Consider the following 17,599-nt stretch of genomic DNA (forward strand, 5'->3'; position numbering starts at 1 on the left):
GAAAAAACGTATGGTACAAGGAGGTATCTCCATGAACGACGGCGCGCGCCTCTCCCAATCCGGGCTCTACGGGATGCTCGCCGGAATCCTGTGGATTGCCAACCTCTTCGTCTTTCTCCTACCGGCGGGAATGCGAGAGATCTCTTCCCTTCTCCTTCAATTTTTGGCCCTGGTGTTCTTGTACATAGCCTTCTCCGGAATTGGGGACGCGCTCGGCTCTCAGGAAATTTCCGGAAACGGGCGCACAGCCGTGATCTTCCTCACCCTCGGCGTCCTCTTGTCCTTGGCGGTGACTTTGTGGAAGGCAGGAGAACTCGCCAGCGCACAGGAAGCCTTGCAAAACCTCGCCCTGGGGATGCAAGGCGGCACGGCCTCGGAAGCCGAAGTGGAAGAGATGACGAAGCAAATCGGCACCATGGGAAGAATCTACCTCTATTCGTTTCTCCCCTTTTGGCTTTTGTCTTTGATCGGGGCCTTCCCGCTTCGAAAGGCGTACGTGCAAACCGCAGAAGCCACGGAAATTCCCCAATTCCGCACCGCGGGAAACCTCTTCCTCTGGGGGATCATCCTCACCCCGCTTCTCATCGGGGGAATCCTCCTCCTCGTCTACTACATCTTCGTGATCCTGGCCTTCTCCAAACTCCGCACGGCCGCACAGGAAGGCTAAAAGGCGAACTTCGAAGTGCGGTCCCGCAGGACGTCCCCCGACAAATCGAAGAAAAGGCCCTCCTCGTACGTCGAGGAGGGCCTTTTCGCATGCGACGGACCATCCGGGCAAGTCCGGGCGCGAAACACCAAAACGGGAAAACCTCTCAACCGCCGAGAAACCCCTTGAGCACGACGATCGGCGTCGCCTGGTCGGCGCTCCCCGCGATGAGGTCGGCGATCGTGGCGGCGATGGCGACGATGCGCCGCGGCGTCGTACCCACCTCACGTTCGTCTGCTTCGCTCGCCCGCAAGATCTCTTCGATTTCCTCCCGTGTATGGCCTTTCCGAGACAGGGTGTCCACGGCGAGCTTGAGCTTCTTCCCCGTACGCAAACGGCCGTTCTTGAGCCCGGACGTTGCCCCGATCGCGGGATAGGGGTCGGCGAGCTCGTAGATCCCCGTGTCCGGGTCTTTGTATGCCCCATCGCCGAAGATCACGACTTCCACGTCGACGCCGCTCGTCTCGCGCACGCGTGCGCGGATCGCCTCGGCCGTGGCGTCGGCGTTTTCCGGAAGGAGTTTGAGCAGACACCCTTCGTAGTCCGAAACGTTCGAACCGATGACCCCCCACGGCGGCGGTCCGAGCTCGTCTAGGGTACGCACGGGAACCTGCGCGCCGAAGGCTTGAAACATCTCGCGGCGCATCTGGCGCGTGTGCACCTCGCCGATCACCACGCCGTCCAGATACCCGAGCTCGTATACCTTAAAGGGGTTGTTGGTGAAGATCACGTCTCCCTGCGCGCCGCCGGCGGCGATTGTCTCCAGGTAGAGGCTTCGGTAGTCGACGCCCGTGATCGGGTGGCGGAAAAACCCCCCGGGGAGTTCGTCGGCGTAGATCACGCTGTCGTCTCGAAAGACGTCGAGGAGCTGCCCAAAGGACGTGCGCACGAGGGGCTCGCCCGTGCCCGCGAGGAACTCCACGGCATCGTAGAGGACGAACGTGCCTCGACCGAAATCCACGCCCGCGGCGAGGGCGCGGCGCGCCTCGGGAATGTCTCCCATGAGCCCTACCGCCTGTTTGGCGGCCTTCGTGAGGTCGGTGAAGGTCACCTCTACCGGAGCGAGCACGCCGTCAGGCGTGCGCACGGTGATGTCGGCAATCCCCGTCCCGAAGATCTTGCGCATTCCCACGATCGTGTACCCCATGGACTGTAGGAGGAGGGCAGCGATGACCTCGCGGATGAGCAGGTTCAGGTGCGGTGTGGAGCCTCGGGCGTCGGCGAAGTGGCGGTATACGCCCTTGAGGCTCAGGCGAACGCGGGCAAACTCGGCGTCGATCACCTGGTTGCCGACCTCGTCTGCGGGAATGGGAAAGGCCACGATCACCCGACCGCCGCGGGTCGCCTGGGCAATCGCCCGCAACACGAGGGCGAACCGGTTTCGACTTGCGATCGGATAAAGCACCGCCAGGGTCGCCCCGGGGGAGAGGTCGAACTTGCGGATGATGTCCTCGGCGAGCTCGTCGCAGGTGAGGTAGCGGTTTTGCGAGCGCGCGACGACGGCCTCCGTGACGCAGAGGATGTCTCCGTCCTGGACGAGGCCGCGGGTCGCCTCCGCGGTGATCGCGGCGATGTCGTCGTTCGGCAGGATGAGCCCGACCTTGACGGCGAGGGCCTGAACGGTGACCCCGTGGGCGGCGACTTCCGAAGTACGACGCGACTCCGTAGACATGGCAGGCGTAAGCCCCCTTCCCCGCCGCTCCCACGTATGGGGAGCGGCGTTGCCGACTCGGGAAACCTCCCCGACGCGTCTGACGCAACGCGGCGGCGAACGGGCAAAACCGGGAACATTGATCGGATTTGTGCGATCAATGTTCGTGATTTGCCCCTTACACTCTACACCATAGCGGCCGGATCAGCAAGGGGAAGCGAAGGGAAACCGGAAAAAGGGCGAACGTCACCGCCGTTCCCCCCGGGAGAAGAGCCGCGCGAGGAAAAACCCTTCTTCATCGGGGAAAAAAGGCGCGTTTGCCGCGCCTTCTCCCTTCGACGTCCCAGGGAAAGGCCTTCCTTCCTCGGAAAGGAGAGATTGTACCCCCGATGCGGCGCTCCGTACACTTCGGTCCTGGGCGAATCGCCCGCTGAAGACGGGCGGGCGACGGGAGGAAGAGGGAAGGCGGAGGTAGCGCTCCCGCCGTGCGTGGCGGAGTACCGCAAGCGGGGGTGCGTCGGACGAAGAAAAGCCGAGGAAGAATGGGGGAAACGAGCGCACCTCCGAAAGAAACCGATAGCGCCGCCAGAGAAAGCGGAGAAACTCCTCTTCGGTGCGGCGAAGCCCTCGGACGTTCCACCAAAGGAGAAAGGGGGCGTAGAGGGTGAGGCCGAGGGAAGGCGTGCGGATCCCGAGGAGCGCCCAGACGATCCCCGCCAAGACGAGCCCCACCCCCACGCCGTAGGCGGCGTAGACGGCACGACGGTAGGGAAGCCACGCCGCCAACGCCGCAAGGACGATCCGTCCCCCGTCCAAGGGAAACACGGGAAGGAGGTTGAACGCGAGGAGAGACGCGTGAACGTCCCGCCACCACGACGCGTAATGCCCTAAGAGAGCTTCCGTCCAGGGCCACGGCAGGGCGAGGAAGAGCGCGTGGCTCGCCGGACCCGCGAAGAGGACGCCGATCTCCGAGGCGATGCGCCCGTAGCCCTTTGCTTCGAGGGAAACCCTCCCACCGTAGGGGAGAAGCTCCAGGGAAAGAATCTGGTACCCCAAAGCGAGCGCCGCCGCGGTGTGAAAGGCTTCGTGGAAGACGAGGGCGAGAAAGAGGAGAAGGAATTCTCGGTAGACCCCGAGGAGGTACGCTCCGCCGGCAAAGAGGAAGAACAGGGGGTGGACGGAAATCCGGGGCACGGAGCCGTCATTCCCCCCTTCCCGGCTTCTCCGCGGGCGCGAGGACATCCAGGGGGTCTACGGCGACGTCGAAGCGGCGGATTTCCAGGTAGAGCGTGCGCGCCTTTACCACCCCGAGCGGACGGTCGGGGTACGCGAAGTCCCCTTCGCGGACGTAGACTTCCCCTAAAAAGCCATACCGACTCACCGTTCCGTCTCCGTGCTTTACTTCGACGAAAAACCCCCGCTCGAGCGTCTCCGTTACCTTGCGCACCCAGCCGACGCCGATGGGGAACACGGGACTGCGATAGCCCGTCTCAAAGACGACGCCGCTTCCGTTTTCCCGAAAGGCCTGAACCACCCTCCCCTCGAGGGGCATGTGGTAGCGGGATGACGCGGATGGACGTCCGCGAAAGCCGGGAAGCAGTTCCCAAAGAAAAGGCCTTCCCTCCCCCGAGATCCGAGGAGAGGCGGAAGCGGGGAAAGCCGCCGTCCCTGCTGCGCCTGCGAAGAAAACCCGGTACACCGCCCCTACGGCGAGGGCCAGGGCGAGAAGGGAGAGGATCTTCGTACCGCCTGCGAACCGCACGTCGGGCTCCGTCCCTTCCGCAAGTTTTGGTAGGACAGGTGTATGCGGAAGGGGGCGCAACTTAGACGAAGGAAAGGCGCTTTCGACGGATGTAGAAGCCGAGGATGAGCCCCACGGCAAAGAAGTTCGCCACGAGAGAACTTCCACCGTAACTGAGAAAGGGAAGGGTAATGCCCGTGATCGGCATGATCCCCACAGTCATACCGATGTTTTCGAAAACCTGAAAGACGAACATCCCAAGAAATCCCGCCGTGGTGTAGCGCGCGAAGGGCTTTTCCATTTCCAAGCTCATCTGTACCACGCGGTAGAAGAAGAGAAAGTACACGAGGAGAAGAAAGGCAGCGCCCACGAAGCCAAACGATTCTCCGTACACGGAAAAGACGAAGTCCGTGTGCGCCTCGGGGACCCAGTGGTTGTACGTAAGGTTGATCTCCGAAAGCCACCCTTTTCCCCATACCCCGCCCGATCCGATGGCAAGGAGGGAGTTTACGAGCTGAAACTGTTCGTCCGAGGCAGGGAAGGTAGGCTCTTGCAAGAAAGCGGTAATCCGCCGCCACTGGTACTCCTTAACGATCTTGAAAAAAACCTGCGGGGCGAAGAAGTAGAGCCCCGCGATACCGCCGATCGCAAGACCTCCGAGGAGGAAAACTTTGACGAGAAGCTTTCGCTCGAGCGCCACGAAGAGGATGGAGGTGAAAAGCACTGTGAGGACAATGGCGTCTCCGAGATCCGGCTCAATGGCGATGAGTATGAAAGGTACACCCCATAAGGCGAAGAGGGGAATAAGGTCTACAACGGACCGCGGGGGAGAGCCTTTCTCCTCGCGTTCGACAAACCAGCGGGCAAAGACGAGGCTGGCAAAGACTTTCATGAACTCCGACGGCTGAAACGCTATGCCACCGGGTAAAGTGAAGGACATAAGTACCCTAGACACTCCTTCCGACTTGGGGCCAGTAAAAAGGAGGAGCACGAGAAGAAAAAGGTCCACGACGTACAGGAAATAACTGACGCGGTACACAAAGGTGTCGTCGAGAAAGACCGTGGCGAAGAGGACGCCCAGGCCGAGGAGGAACCAAAGGAGCTGCTTCCACGCCTCTCCGCCCCCCGTGTGCGCCCCGAGAATGGAGGCGTAGCTCAGCGCGGCGAGGATGAGGAGGGAAAGGACGGTCGTGAGGTCGACGTGGGAAATGGTTCGCCAAAACGAGATCCCGGCGCGCTTTCGCTCGGCCATCCAAATCCCCCTTTCCGGCTGCGGAGTACGGCATTCCCCGGGAACCCATACACTACACGGCGGCGCGACCTGTTCGATTTGTCAGCGACGCGAAAAAAAGCGTCGAACCCGCGTAAATACGGATGGCGTCTCTTCGAGACGCATGAGCGGTACGGATTCGCCCAAAATACGTCGCGCGATATTTCGGTACGCCTGTGCGGCCGGAGAACGGCGCTCGAGGACCGTGGGAACGCCCTGGTTCGTGTCGCGGATGACCTGTTCGTCGTCGGGAACGATGCCCAAGAGGTCGACCCCAAGGATCTGCACGATCTCCTCCACGCCCACCTGCTCCATTTTTTGGGCAAGGTGCGGGCGAATGCGGTTGATCACGAGGCGGGGGCGAAAGATCCCCTTCTTTTCCAAAAGGCCGATCACCCGGTCGGCATCCCGGATCGCCGAAACCTCCGGCGTCGTGACGACGATGGCCTCCTGCGCGCCGGCAACGGCGGTGTGGAACCCATGTTCGATGCCCGCAGGAGAATCGATGAGGACGAAATCGAACGAGGCCCCCGCTTCCGTGACGATGCGGGCCATCGCCTCGGGGGATACGGCCGTCTTGTCCTTGGTCTGAGAAGCCGGGAGGAGGAAGAGTCGGTCTTCCATGCGCTTGTCGCGCACGTACGCCTGCTCGAGGCGAACCCGTCCCTCCGCGACGTCGACGAGGTCGTAGACGATGCGGTTTTCCAAGCCGAGGATGAGGTCGAGGTTGCGAAGGCCGATGTCCGCGTCGACGAGGAGGACGCGCCGTCCGAGCATCGCCAAGGCGGTCCCCAAATTCGCCGTCGTCGTCGACTTCCCTACGCCCCCTTTGCCCGACGTGATCACGATCGGATGCCCCATGATCTCCCCTCCCCTACCTACTCCTGCCGCGCGTAAACGCCATCAAACCTCCGGCAGTAACCCTTCGAGACCGCGGAACCGGAAGCGGCGAAACTCCCGGTAGGGAAACACCTCTACCCCGCCGTCCGTTTGTACGGCAAAGCTGGGTAGGTCACGAAGTTCCTCGGGAATGTCGGCCCCGGCGAGGTGACGGTCGCCGATCACGAGAAGCGCAGCCCGGAGGGAACTCGCGACGATGAAACCCGTCGACTCGCGAACGCGAGCCTCGCCGGCGAGGCGGCCCAAGACGTACACGGCTTCGCGCCCTTCCACCTTGGCCCCCCCGTGCACGTCGCCGACGACGAGGAGGTCTCCTGCCGCCGCAACGTGTTCGCCGCTGCGCACGGGACCGAAATACACCCGGGCGCAGGGCATTCCGAAGCCCGCGGATTCTTCTTCGGGAAATACGTCCGCCCGGATTTCGCGCACGCGGAAGTATCCGCCCTCCTCGAGGATGCGGGCGAGTTCCTCTTCGCGCTCCGAAGAAAACCGCCGCCGACCCAGGTGAAGAACGACCGGCACCGGCGGCCCGGAAGAAAAACTTTCCTGCGCTTCTCGGACCTTTCGTTGCAACTCGTCCCTAAGCTCGCCAAAGCTCGACTCCTCGCTCAGGAAAAAGGTAAGCCCGGCTTCCGTTCCCTTCACGAAGACGTGCGGGCGTGACATCGGTGCGGCCATGGATCTTGCCTCCACAGGGGTATGCATTCCACACGCCGGCCGGAAATTCCTCTCGAAGACACGTCTAACGGGCCGGGCTCGCCTCGAGGGAATCCGCACGCCGAAGTTCGAAGTAGGTTTCCACAATCTTTCGAGCGATGCCGCCCGCGTCGGCGGAACCGGATTTCCCCCCGGGGAAAACGACGGCAAAGGCGATCTCGGGATTTTCGTAAGGGGCAAACCCGACCATGAGGCCGTCCATAATGGAGGTGTTTCCGATTTTGTAGATCTCCGCCGTTCCCGTCTTGGCCGCTACGGATACCCCAAGTCCGGCGAACGTCCAGTACGCCGTGCCCCCAGGTTCGCTGGCGACCTTCCACATCCCCCGACGCACGTACTCGAGTTCCTCCTGCGTAAAGGGAACATGCCAGAGGACGCGGGGAGGGATCGTCTCCACCACGGCGCCGGGAGATTCCGGGGTCCCGTCGGAAACGCGGATTTCCCGCGCGACGTGCGGCCAGAGGACGTCTCCGCCGTTGGCGATCGCCGCCACGTACACCGCGAGCTGAAGCGGCGTGTATTGATCTCCCTGCCCGAACATCATCTGCGCCAGGGATCCGGCCCGCTGTTCGGGCGGGATGTCCTTGAGGGTGACGTCGGTTTCGCCTGGGAGGTCTACGCCCAGCCGGACACCGAGCCCCAGAGAAGCTGCGTAGCGGCGGACGAGGGCGATCTGGGCGTCGAGGTCTCCGCGGCGCATGAGGCGCTTTCCGACTTCGATCATGTAGCCGTTGATGGAGTACTTGAGGGCGTCTTGGCCGTCCACGTACGTGCGGGGCGCTCCCGACCAGTCGTGAAACGGTTGCGTGCCCACGTAATACGTCCCGGAGGCGAAAAACCTTTCGTTAGGGGCAAAGAGCTTTTCGTGTAGGGCCGTGAGCACGGTCACCATCTTAAACGTGGACCCTGGAAGGTACGTCCCGCTTACGGCGCGGTTGAGTTCGTTTTCCAGGTTTTCCAAGTAATTGGGATCGTACGTCCGGTAGTTGGCAAGGGCGAGGATTTCCCCCGTGCGCACGTCCAAAACTACCGCAGAGGCATCCTTCATCCGCTCCCGCGCCTTGGCCGGATACGACGGGTCCTTGGAAAGCTCGTCCACCCTCGCCCGGAGGAAGTCCTCTAGAGCCTTTTGTAGACGAGCATCGAGGGAGAGGACGAGGTTGTACCCACTGCGCGGGGGTCGGCGTTCTTCCTGCACGACGCCTTCGTACTTTCGGTTGATCTGTACCTGGACGAGCCCCTTTTGCCCGCGAAGGACGTCGTCGTACGTCTTCTCCACCCCGTTGCGCCCCACGCGTTCTGTCGGGGCGTACCCCTTTTGGAAGTAATGGGTGGCTTCCTCCGCAGGGATCCACCCCGTGTAGCCGAGGACGTGAGCGGCAAGCGAGCCGTTGGGGTACTCGCGTTTTGCCCCGGGAGCGACCTTTACCCCGGGGTAGTCGGGGGCGTTTTCCTCGACGGCAAAGGTCACGCGTTCGGATACGTCGTCGGCGATGACTCGGGGGGTGTACGGGGGGAGCCCCTCGGGCACGCTCACGACCTTCCAGTCGGCCTCCGAAAAAGGCGCCCCCTCGTCGAGGGCGCGACGGAGTTCTTCCTCGCGTCCGGGGTCCACGGCGCGGTAGGAGAGACCGACGTCCATCCGCCGCAGGATCTCCACGCGGTGGAGCTTGGGATCTTCGGGACGCAGGAGGGCTTCCAGGCGGGCGGCAAGGGCCAAGAGTTGCTCACGCGTTAACCCTAGGTCTACGAAGGTGAGGGTGTAGACGGCGCGGTTTTTCGCGAGCACGGCGCCGTTCCGGTCGTAAATCCACCCGCGGGCCGCCGGAATTTCGAGATTTTGGACGACGAGGGTTTCCGCGAGGCGGGCATAGTCTTCGCCATGCACGAGCTGGAGCTGCGTAAGCCGGAGGAGAAGAAGGGAAAAGAGGACGAAAACGCCGAGAAACAGGACGTTGATCCGACGCGCAAAGCGCTTAGGCTCCTCCACGGCCTTCCTGCCCCCCTTCCCCCGTACGGCGAAAATCCTCTAAGGTCTCGTGGAAGCGAGCGTAGAGGAGTACGGCGAAAAAGGCTTCCCAAAACGCCCTTGGCAGAAGCACACCCCAAAAGAGAGAGGACAGAGGTACTCCCAGTTCGCTAAAGAGGGAAGAAACAGAAGAAAAAAAAGCGCCTCGGATGAGAGAAAAGAGAAAGACGACGCCGCCCGCGGTGAAGGGGGAAGGTTGTACGACGTGCGACAAAGTCCCCGCGAGAAGGCCAGCAAACAGGCCGGTCGCAATTCCCGGACCTACCGCCCGACCGAACGCGGCGTCGTCGAGAATCCCGTACAGGGCTCCATAAAAGGCGCCGGCGCGTTCGCCCCCTACAAAGGCGACGACGACGGCCCACGTCCAGGCGAGGGAAGGGTACGTGGGCGGAGCGAGTCCCACGAGGGAAAAGACGTCGGGAAGGAAAGAGGTGTCGAGGAGTACGAAGACCACCGACCACACCGTCGTCCAAACGAAGGCGCGCGTCGAATCCCTCTCCTCGTTCACGGGCCCCCGCCCTCCCCCCTCAGATCCGTTCGGGCGACGACGAAGAGCATGTTTAAGTCGTACAAATCCTGTGCGGGCCTAAGCCACACGGTGAGCGTGAGCCCGTCTTCTGCCGCGCGAAACTCCTGCACCGTTCCGACGGGGATCTCCGGTGCGAGAACCCCGCCCAAGCCCGACGTCACGGCCGCCTGCCCTGCCTCGAGCTTTGCCCCGAGGGGAACCATGGAGACGCGGTAGGCGCGGTGGTCCGCGTCGTACCCGTCGAGAACCCCGTACACCGGGGGTTCGCTCTGGATCCGCACGGACACGCGCCGCCGCGGCTCCGGATCCGTGAGAAGGCGGACGTCGGCGGAGTGTGGGGCCAAGGATTCCACAACGCCTACGAGGCCGCGGGGGGTGCGTACGGCCATCCCCACGCCCACGCCGTCGAGGGAGCCTCGGTTGATCGTGACGATCCGGTACCATGCCTCGAAGTTTCGGCCGACGACCTCAGCCGGAATCAGGCGAACGTCGCGCGGCGACGGAAGGAGACCCAGGGCCTCTCGAAGCGCCGCATTTTCACGGCGCAACCGTTCGTTTTCCGCGGCAAGGTCGAGGCTGCGGTCGAGGGCCGCCCGCAGCGCCCGGTTTTCCTCGTACAGATGCCCCGCCTCCCGAAGGCGGTCTACGAGTTCCTCGAACTTACGCACGGGCCAGTGGACGATGCGCTGGCCGAGAGACACGGTGTCCTTCACGAAGGCGGACGGCGAGGAGAGAACGCCGCGGCCCTGCGGCGTAAGGGCAAAGGCGAGGAGCACGACGACGAGGACGAGGAGGGCCACGACGAAGAGCCGGCCGGCACGGGCCACCGAAAATCCCCCTTTTCCCTACGGCAGGGGAAACTGCCGGCGAACGGCGTTACCGCCTCGTTCCGTTGGCCTGGACGTACTTTTGGTAGAGGGAAAGGTGTTCGAGCGCGCGTCCCGTGCCAATGGCGACGGCAAGCAGGGGGTTTTCCGCCACGAAGACCGGGATCCCCGTCTCCTCTGCGAGCCGGCGGTCGAGGTTTCGAAGAAGCGAACCCCCCCCGGCGAGGACGATCCCGCGGTCCATGATGTCCGCCGCGAGCTCCGGCGGGCTCTTTTCCAAGGTGGACTTTACGGCATCGACGATGGCGCGCACGACGTCGTCCAGCGCCTCCGCGATCTCGCGCGCCGTAAGGGACACGGTCTTGGGCAGTCCGGTGACGAGGTCGCGTCCCCGGACTTCCATCTCCGGCCCTTCTCCGCTTTCCGGAGAAAGGGCGCTCCCCAACTCGATTTTGAGCTCTTCCGCCGTCCGTTCCCCGATGAGGAGGTTGTACCGCCGCTTCACGTACTGGATGATCGCTTCGTCCATCTCGTCGCCGGCGACGCGTACGGACTGACCGATGACGATCCCACCAAGGGAAATGATCGCCACCTCTGTCGTCCCGCCGCCGATGTCCACGATCATGCTGCCCGTCGGTTCCCAAACCGGGAGGTCCACGCCGATGGCGGCGGCGAAGGGTTCCTCGATCGTCATCGCCTCCCGCGCCCCCGCCTGCCGTGCGGCGTCCTCCACGGCGCGACGCTCTACGGGCGTTACCCCTAGGGGAATGGAGATCATGATGTTCGGGCGACGGGAAAAGAGCCCCTTCTTTTGCGCTTTTTGGATGAACGTGCGGACCATGACCTCCGTGGTGTCGAAGTCGGCGATCACCCCGTCCTTAAGGGGACGCTTCACGACGATCGAGGCGGGCGTTCGCCCGACCATTCGCTTCGCGTCTTCGCCGACCGCCTCAACGGCGCCGGTCTTCGTGTTTACGGCGACGACGGAGGGCTCCTTGAGGACGATTCCCTTCCCCTTCACGTAGACGAGCGTGTTCGCCGTACCGAGGTCGATGCCCATGTCGCGCGTCATGGAGAACACCTCTTTGTTCGCTCCTTTCACCACCGGCCGCTTTCCCGAAGGCTCACGTAACCGTCGGCACCGACGACGATGTGGTCGACAACTTCGACGTCGAGAAGCTTTCCCGCCTCTACAAGGCGACGCGTGAGGAGGACGTCTTCGGCGCTCGGCGTAGGGTCCCCGCTCGGGTGGTTGTGGGCGAGGATCACCTTGCGTCCCCGCCGCCGAAGCACTTCCGTAAAGACCTCGCGCGGGGAGACGAGCGCTTCGTCCGCCGTCCCTACGGCGAGGTGCACGAGGTCGAGGACGTGGTGGCGGGTATCCAAGACGAGGAGTACGAAGTGCTCTACCGGACGGTGCCGCAACTCCTCCAAGAGGAGGGCGGCCGCCTCTGCGGCGGAAGTGACCACGGGACGCGCCTCGCGCATCTCCCGCCACAGACGACGCCCGAGCTCGAGCGCCGCTACGAGCTGGACGGCTTTGGCGCGCTTTACGCCGGGAATGCGCACGAGTCCAGCAACTCCCAAGTCCAAGAGCTTTCGCAAGGATCCGGCCTGGGCGAGGATCTCCTGGGCGAGTTGGAGGGCCGAGCGCCCGCGCATCCCGCTTCCGAGAAGGATGGCGACGAGCTCCGCGGTGCTCACCCTTTCCGGCCCAACCTCGAGAAGGCGTTCGCGCGGACGTTCTTCCGGCGGGAGGTCTTTGAGGCGCATCGACCTTCTCCCTCTCCTCTCCCCTTCCCCGTCGCCGGTGTGCGTAGAGTCACGCCCATTTTCCGGTAAGCGAAGGGCCCGCTCCTTTGGTCATGGTTCTTTGCGGAAGAGGCCGAGTTCTTCGGGGGGAACAGGGGCGTGCGGCGGGCCCCACGGCAAGGGGTGAATTCCCAGCGCGCGAAGGATCAGGGCAACCCGGCTCAGGGGAAGTCCCACGACGTTGGCAAAGTCCCCCTCGACTCCTTCGACAAAGATTCCCCCCTGTCCCTGCGCGGCGTAGGCCCCCGCCTTTCCAAAGGGTTCCCCCGTGGCCAGGTACGCAGAAATTTCCTCCTCCGCAAGGGGGCGAAAGCGAACGACGGTGCGCTCGTACCCGACGTTTCGTCCGTGAGGGGAAAACACGGCGTAGCCCGTGTACACGAGGTGGGCACGCCCGGAGAGAGCCCGGAGCATGGTCCGCGCCTCTTCTTCGTCCGCCGGCTTTCCGAAGATGCGCCCCTCGAGCTCGACGAGCGTGTCGAAGGCGAGGACGATCGCGTCGGGACGTTCCTCCCTAAGGCGGGTGTACACCTCCTCGCCCTTGGCCGCGGCCAAGGACATGCTCGCCTCTGCACCGTCGGCACCCCGGGGGAGCACCTCTTCGACGCCGCTCGGCACGACGGCGAAGGGAAGGCCGAAAAGGGAAAACAGAGCCGAACGTCGGGGAGATGCGCTCGCAAGCACGATGGGGGGAAGCGAAGGATGGGAGTGCATCGTCCGTGCGCTCCACCGCCGAATCTCTAGGGCGAAAAACGTCGCATGTGCCCGAATTTGCGAGCCCGAGATTCACGTCGTGCTCGACTCCCGTCGTCCCGCAGCGTTGTGCGGGATCTCGTTTTATTATACCGGACTTCTTCCTTAGGCAAAAGCGCGCCGGGAAGAGGAAGGGCGGCAAAAGGCGGAAGATTTTCCGGAGTTTGGGCAGGAATTCCGAGGCAAAACACCGCTCGACGAAAAAGCGGAGGTCCTACGGGACCTCCGCCGGAAAAACCGGGATACTTCCGAAAAAACCGAGGACCACGGCGGGCTTTACGGGTTCTTGAAAGCGAGTGCGGAGAGGAATTCCCGGTAGGCGAGGAAGGCGCGGACGAGTTCCCCCTGAGAAGCCTGGAGTTGGTCTTTGTCCGGCTTCTCCACGTACTTCACCATGCCGGAAACCGCCGCCTCGAGGTGGGTTCGCATGTTTGCCACCGCGGACGCAGAAGTTCCGTCGAGGCGTTTCTCGAGGGCTTCCCCCCGTGCGCGAAAACGCCCGGCGGTCTCCCGAAATTCCCGCCATGCCTCTTCGTCGATCGCGACCGGGCCCTTCACACCCGCCGCCGTCCACATGGCCGTCTTTTCCGCCAAAACCGTAAAGGCGGAAAGGAACTCGCCGAGCGCCTGCGACGTCTCCGCATCGCTCGTGGAGAGGTTTACGTCTCGTTCGGGGACGGTGTAGGCCTTTACGTACACCTCGACTCCCAGCTCGTCGTACGCCTGGGCGAGGAGCCGGGCATCGGCCTCGCGCACCGCCAATCCCGCAAATAGGCGGTGCACGTCTTCCGCCGCCGCGACGGGAGTTACTCCCTTGGACTTAAGCTCGGAGGCCGCCGCCTCCGCCTTCGCCGCATCTTGGTAAGCTCCCACCTGAAGGAGGTAAAAGCGTTGAGGGGCGAGGTGGACGGACCCGGGAGCGGCGGAAAGGCCCGCCCGCGGGCTCGCCGCATCTTCGGGGAGTCGGTGCTGATCCGAATGTGCCATGAGCCAGAGGACGACGTACCCGAGAAACAGACCGAGTACTACCGCCGCGAGGATCGTCCAAATCCAGGCGAGTACTTCGCTCCGCCGCCGGCGGAATGCCGAGGGCGCAAGGACGTATGCCCGCGGGGATTCGAGGGGAATCTCCCGCCTTCCCCGTCCGGAAAACCCGAGAGGTTCTCTCGGGAAAAGTCCCTCTTCCGAAGGAAAACGCCCTCGGGCGTTCTCCGCCCCTTCCTCGGACAACCCGACGAACCAGGTTTCCTCGGACACCGTGTCGCCCGAAGGTACGGTGACGAGCACGCCGCTCCCAGTGGGAAGACCCCTTCCCCTCTCCTCCGGCCGCACCGGATCCTTGCGCCCTTTTTCGTCTCCCGTCGAAGGACGCGCTTCGAGATCCGCTCCCCCCTCTCGGGATACGGAAGGTGGGAGTCCGGTGCGGGAACGTTCCTTCCCGTACAACCGACGGAAGACGGAAGTGGCTTCCGCCGCGCCGACGCCTTGGCGTATCCACGGACGTGGGGGATCAGACGTACCCGGGGGTTCGCCTCCCCGGCGCAAACGCCCCGTCTCCACGACCACCTGCGGTCTCGAAGGACGAGCACCCTTCTCGCGAAACCCGCCGGTCGATTCGTCGGTCATGCTACCGCCTCCCACCGAACGCCTCGATCCAGGTATATGCGCCGGTGGACAAACCGATGCCGACGGGCGGAAAGGTCCGTGGCTTTACGAAGGCGCTTACGGGAGGTAGAGAGCGGCCACCTCGGGGTCTAGGAGTCCGGCGCGGAGCTTTTCCTCGATGTCCTGACGCAAGGACTGCATGCCCAGTGCCCGACCCGTTTCCAAAAGCGTGGGAATTTGGTGCGTGTTCCCCTGGCGGATGAGATTTCTCACCGCAGGGGTGTTCACGAGGAGCTCCGCCACGAGCACGAGTCCGCGACCGCCGGCTTTGGGCAAAAGGCGCTGGGACAACACGCTGCGCAGCGTCGCAGCAAGTTCGACGCGAATTTGCCGCTGTTGTTCCGGAGGAAAGACGTCCACGATGCGGTCGACCGTTTGGGCCGCGTCGTTCGTGTGCAAGGTGGCGAGCACGAGATGCCCCGTCTCCGCGGCGGTGAGCGCGGTGCGAATCGTCTCGAGGTCGCGCATCTCCCCAACGAGGATTACGTCGGGATCTTGGCGCAAGGCGGCGCGCAGCGCCTTGGAGAAGTCCGTGAAGTCCAAGCCGTACTCGCGTTGGTGAATCACGGAACGCTTTTCGACAAACACGTACTCCACCGGATCTTCGAGCGTGACGATGTGCCGCCGTTCCGTCCGGTTGATGCGTTCCACGAGGGCGGCGAGGGTCGTCGACTTCCCGCTCCCCGTAGGACCCGTCACGAGGACGAGTCCGTCTCGGTAGGACAACCATTCCTCCACGCGGGCGGGCAAGCCGAGGCTCTCGAGTTCGGGAATTTCTTCTTGGAGGCGACGCGCCGCAAGGGACGTCCGCCCCAGAGAGCGGTAAAAGTGAAGCCGAAAGCGGCCTCCCCCGGGGACGACAAAGGAAGCGTCCACCTCCTCCCCCCGCAACCACCCTTCGCGCTTGCGCTCTCCGGCAACTTCCTCGAGGAAACCTTCTAAGTCTTCTGCCGAAACCGCCGACGTGAGGCGTTCGAGGCGCCCGTGCACGCGCAAGATTGCCGGCTCGCCAGCGGTGACGTGGAGGTCCGTCGCCCCCCGCTCTACGGCCTCGGCAAAGAGGTCGAGGAAGCTCCGCATCCTCCGCCCCCCTCTTTCCTTCCCCTTCATGCATCGTCGGATTCGGCGGATACGTGAAGGGAGTAGCGACCCACGCGATTGCGGCCGCGGAACTTGGCGCCGAAGTACATCGCGCGGTCGGCGTTGCGCACGAGGTCTTCGAGTTCCTCGGCACTCTCCGGATACGCCGCGACGCCGATGCTCACCGTGCGGTGCAGGGTGACGAGGTCGCCGCCCCCCAAAAAGTTGGGAAAGCTCACGGGAGTGGCCGCTACTTCAGCGCGAAGTTCCTCGGCGACGAGCGCGGCCTCGGCCTCGGTGTATCCGGGAAATACGAGGACGAATTCCTCGCCGCCGTACCTGTACGCGTAGCCGCCGCGCCGTTCGGCGAACTCTTTGAGGACCTGAGCGATCTTGCGCAGGACGATGTCGCCGGCGAGGTGCCCAAACGTGTCGTTCACCGGCTTGAAGCGGTCGATGTCCACCATGAGGAGGGCGATGGGCATCCCCCGCTCTCCTAGGGCGCGAAAGACGGTGAAGTCGCGGTCGAGCGCGCGGTAGTTGGGAAGTCCCGTCAGGGGGTCTTCGTTTTGTCGCTTCACGACGTCGTAATAGGCGAAGGCGAGGGAAAAGGCGTTGCCCAGGTCTTGTCCAAAAAGAGTAAGGAAGAGTTCCGTCCCCGCCGTAGAAAACGCCCGCGCACCGTAGAGAAAGACGTACCCGTATACGCCCCCACCCGCCTCGCCCGAACCTTCCGAAGGGGAGCCCCCTTTCCCGGGGCTGCTTCGCCCCGACCCGGTAAAGGGGAGAAAGAGGGCTTCCTCCCCTTCCAACGTGGTAATCGGTCGTACCTCTTCTCCCTTTTCCCAGGGGGAGGGAAGGGCGGCAAGGGGTTCGGAGCGTAAGGAGAACTCGTGCGTTCCGTCCTCACGAACTTCGAGGTACGCCTGCTGGCGCGTACCGGTGGAATACACGCGGACCACGAGGCGCCTACGCGGAAAAAAGCGTGCGGCCACACGTGCGGCCTCTTCCGCTACCCGGGAGAGTTCGAGCTCGCGGCGCAAACCGCGCGAGGCCAAGAGGTAAAGGCGATAGGACTCCTTTTCTTGCCAAACCGCAAGGAGACGGCGGGCGCCCGCGGCGAGGAGGAGGTACGTCCCCCAACCCACAAACAGCAAGGCGGTGAACCACCAAACGTCTTCGCCTGTGGGGAAGGTGAAAAGCGCGAACACGCTCCACCCGTAGGCGAAGAGGAGAACGACGACCACCCAAGGACGGACGGAAGGCGGGGCCGTGCGGCCCCGCCAAAAGGAAGCGTGTGCGGCCACGTACCGGTGTCCGATTCCGCAACACGCGAACATACCCGCCACGCGAAAGAAGAGGAGGACGGCGGTAACGGCGAGGCTCTCTCCGAGCGAGGAAACCGCCGGCCCCGGAGAAAAAAACGTAGGAGTCGACCCGGGAGCGTAAGCGAACTTCACGAACCAAAGGCCGGTCGCCGCAAACACGGACATCGCGGCGAAGAGCGCGGGAAGGGTGAAGGCCTTGCGCGCACCGTGGGGACGAATCCCGAGAATCGCTCCTGCAGCCACGAGCTGTCCGAAGAAGAACTCGGCAAAAGGGCCGTAGACGTAGAGGAGGAAGAGGGCCGGAGCGGCATCCCAAAAGAAGTACACCCGCCGGTCTACGAACGAAAGCCAGCCGAGAAGGGGCGCGGCAACCCAGAGGAGGACGGGAACGATCGCCGTCGTCCTCCATACTCCTCCAAAGGCTCCCCCGCCTTCTCCGCCTACGTAAAAGGCCAAGCCGAGAAACGCTATACCGGCGGCGTAAAGAAATGCGGCTACGCGTCCTTCGCCCTTACCCACAGCGTCGGGTCCCACTCCATCCTCGACGTCTCTTCTCGGGCACTGCGCAAATCCGTGAAACGGAAGGGCCTC

Annotated in this window: 16 protein-coding genes; 1 reads left to right on the forward strand and 15 read right to left on the reverse strand. The window is 63.6% G+C overall.

Annotation, left to right across the window (positions count from 1 at the left end; genetic code table 11):
• The first annotated feature begins 31 nt into the window (after positions 1-31).
• Entirely contained in the window at positions 32-667 is a 636-nt protein-coding gene (locus C7438_RS03730) for a DUF996 domain-containing protein (protein WP_170143554.1), read from the forward strand.
• 145 nt (positions 668-812) lie between these two features.
• On the opposite strand, the gene C7438_RS03735 is transcribed toward C7438_RS03730, so the two are convergent.
• The 15 genes from C7438_RS03735 to C7438_RS03805 form a co-directional block, all read right to left on the reverse strand.
• A complete protein-coding gene (locus C7438_RS03735) occupies positions 813-2,378 on the reverse strand; it encodes a coenzyme F420-0:L-glutamate ligase (protein ID WP_121443955.1) in 1,566 nt (521 codons plus the stop codon).
• A gap of 225 nt (positions 2,379-2,603) precedes the next feature.
• Positions 2,604-3,551, reverse strand: a complete 948-nt coding sequence (locus tag C7438_RS03740; protein ID WP_121443956.1) for a site-2 protease family protein — start codon at positions 3,549-3,551, stop codon at positions 2,604-2,606.
• Between the two features lie 7 nt (positions 3,552-3,558).
• Complete coding sequence (locus tag C7438_RS03745) at positions 3,559-4,119, reverse strand: peptidoglycan DD-metalloendopeptidase family protein (RefSeq protein ID WP_121443957.1); 561 nt, start codon at positions 4,117-4,119, stop codon at positions 3,559-3,561.
• 61 nt (positions 4,120-4,180) lie between these two features.
• On the reverse strand, positions 4,181-5,350 hold the full coding sequence (locus C7438_RS03750) for an FtsW/RodA/SpoVE family cell cycle protein (RefSeq protein ID WP_121443958.1): 1,170 nt from the start codon (positions 5,348-5,350) through the stop codon (positions 4,181-4,183).
• A gap of 81 nt (positions 5,351-5,431) precedes the next feature.
• Positions 5,432-6,229 carry a septum site-determining protein MinD gene (gene minD / locus C7438_RS03755; RefSeq protein WP_121443959.1) on the reverse strand — a complete coding sequence of 266 codons (798 nt, stop codon included), beginning with the start codon at positions 6,227-6,229 and terminating at the stop codon, positions 5,432-5,434.
• A 42-nt stretch (positions 6,230-6,271) separates the two neighbouring features.
• Entirely contained in the window at positions 6,272-6,946 is a 675-nt protein-coding gene (locus tag C7438_RS03760; protein ID WP_170143555.1) for a septum site-determining protein MinC, read from the reverse strand.
• Between the two features lie 64 nt (positions 6,947-7,010).
• Positions 7,011-8,975 carry a peptidoglycan D,D-transpeptidase FtsI family protein gene (locus tag C7438_RS03765; RefSeq protein WP_121443961.1) on the reverse strand — a complete coding sequence of 655 codons (1,965 nt, stop codon included), beginning with the start codon at positions 8,973-8,975 and terminating at the stop codon, positions 7,011-7,013.
• On the reverse strand, positions 8,962-9,522 hold the full coding sequence (locus tag C7438_RS03770; RefSeq protein ID WP_121443962.1) for a hypothetical protein: 561 nt from the start codon (positions 9,520-9,522) through the stop codon (positions 8,962-8,964). Before C7438_RS03770 ends, C7438_RS03765 begins: the two co-directional genes overlap by 14 nt.
• Complete coding sequence (gene mreC, locus C7438_RS03775) at positions 9,519-10,370, reverse strand: rod shape-determining protein MreC (protein ID WP_121443963.1); 852 nt, start codon at positions 10,368-10,370, stop codon at positions 9,519-9,521. The genes C7438_RS03770 and mreC overlap by 4 nt, the downstream gene beginning before the upstream one ends.
• 49 nt (positions 10,371-10,419) lie before the next feature.
• A complete protein-coding gene (locus tag C7438_RS03780; protein ID WP_121444087.1) occupies positions 10,420-11,442 on the reverse strand; it encodes a rod shape-determining protein in 1,023 nt (340 codons plus the stop codon).
• 26 nt (positions 11,443-11,468) lie between these two features.
• Complete coding sequence (radC, locus tag C7438_RS03785) at positions 11,469-12,143, reverse strand: RadC family protein (RefSeq protein ID WP_121443964.1); 675 nt, start codon at positions 12,141-12,143, stop codon at positions 11,469-11,471.
• Positions 12,144-12,233: 90 nt separating this feature from the next.
• Positions 12,234-12,896, reverse strand: a complete 663-nt coding sequence (locus tag C7438_RS03790) for a Maf family protein (protein ID WP_121443965.1) — start codon at positions 12,894-12,896, stop codon at positions 12,234-12,236.
• 315 nt (positions 12,897-13,211) lie between these two features.
• Entirely contained in the window at positions 13,212-14,561 is a 1,350-nt protein-coding gene (locus C7438_RS03795; RefSeq protein ID WP_121443966.1) for an SPOR domain-containing protein, read from the reverse strand.
• A gap of 96 nt (positions 14,562-14,657) precedes the next feature.
• On the reverse strand, positions 14,658-15,680 hold the full coding sequence (locus C7438_RS03800; RefSeq protein WP_121443967.1) for a type IV pilus twitching motility protein PilT: 1,023 nt from the start codon (positions 15,678-15,680) through the stop codon (positions 14,658-14,660).
• A gap of 26 nt (positions 15,681-15,706) precedes the next feature.
• Positions 15,707-17,527 (reverse strand): GGDEF domain-containing protein, encoded by a 1,821-nt coding sequence (locus C7438_RS03805; RefSeq protein WP_121443968.1) that lies wholly within the window; start codon positions 17,525-17,527, stop codon positions 15,707-15,709.
• Between the last annotated feature and the right edge of the window lie 72 nt (positions 17,528-17,599).

The organism is Brockia lithotrophica, assembly GCF_003633725.1.
In the GTDB taxonomy this organism is placed as follows: domain Bacteria; phylum Bacillota; class Bacilli; order Thermicanales; family DSM-22653; genus Brockia; species Brockia lithotrophica.

What these genes read in the sequence shown, in the direction of transcription:
- C7438_RS03730 (WP_170143554.1), top strand. Translation starts at nt 32, where the DNA reads ATGAACGACGGCGCGCGCCTCTCCCAATCCGGGCTCTACGGGATGCTC.
- C7438_RS03735 (WP_121443955.1), bottom strand. Translation starts at nt 2,378, where the DNA reads ATGTCTACGGAGTCGCGTCGTACTTCGGAAGTCGCCGCCCACGGGGTC.
- C7438_RS03750 (WP_121443958.1), bottom strand. Translation starts at nt 5,350, where the DNA reads ATGGCCGAGCGAAAGCGCGCCGGGATCTCGTTTTGGCGAACCATTTCC.
- minD (WP_121443959.1), bottom strand. Translation starts at nt 6,229, where the DNA reads ATGGGGCATCCGATCGTGATCACGTCGGGCAAAGGGGGCGTAGGGAAG.
- C7438_RS03760 (WP_170143555.1), bottom strand. Translation starts at nt 6,946, where the DNA reads ATGGCCGCACCGATGTCACGCCCGCACGTCTTCGTGAAGGGAACGGAA.
- C7438_RS03780 (WP_121444087.1), bottom strand. Translation starts at nt 11,442, where the DNA reads ATGACGCGCGACATGGGCATCGACCTCGGTACGGCGAACACGCTCGTC.
- radC (WP_121443964.1), bottom strand. Translation starts at nt 12,143, where the DNA reads ATGCGCCTCAAAGACCTCCCGCCGGAAGAACGTCCGCGCGAACGCCTT.
- C7438_RS03790 (WP_121443965.1), bottom strand. Translation starts at nt 12,896, where the DNA reads ATGCACTCCCATCCTTCGCTTCCCCCCATCGTGCTTGCGAGCGCATCT.
- C7438_RS03795 (WP_121443966.1), bottom strand. Translation starts at nt 14,561, where the DNA reads ATGACCGACGAATCGACCGGCGGGTTTCGCGAGAAGGGTGCTCGTCCT.
- C7438_RS03800 (WP_121443967.1), bottom strand. Translation starts at nt 15,680, where the DNA reads ATGCGGAGCTTCCTCGACCTCTTTGCCGAGGCCGTAGAGCGGGGGGCG.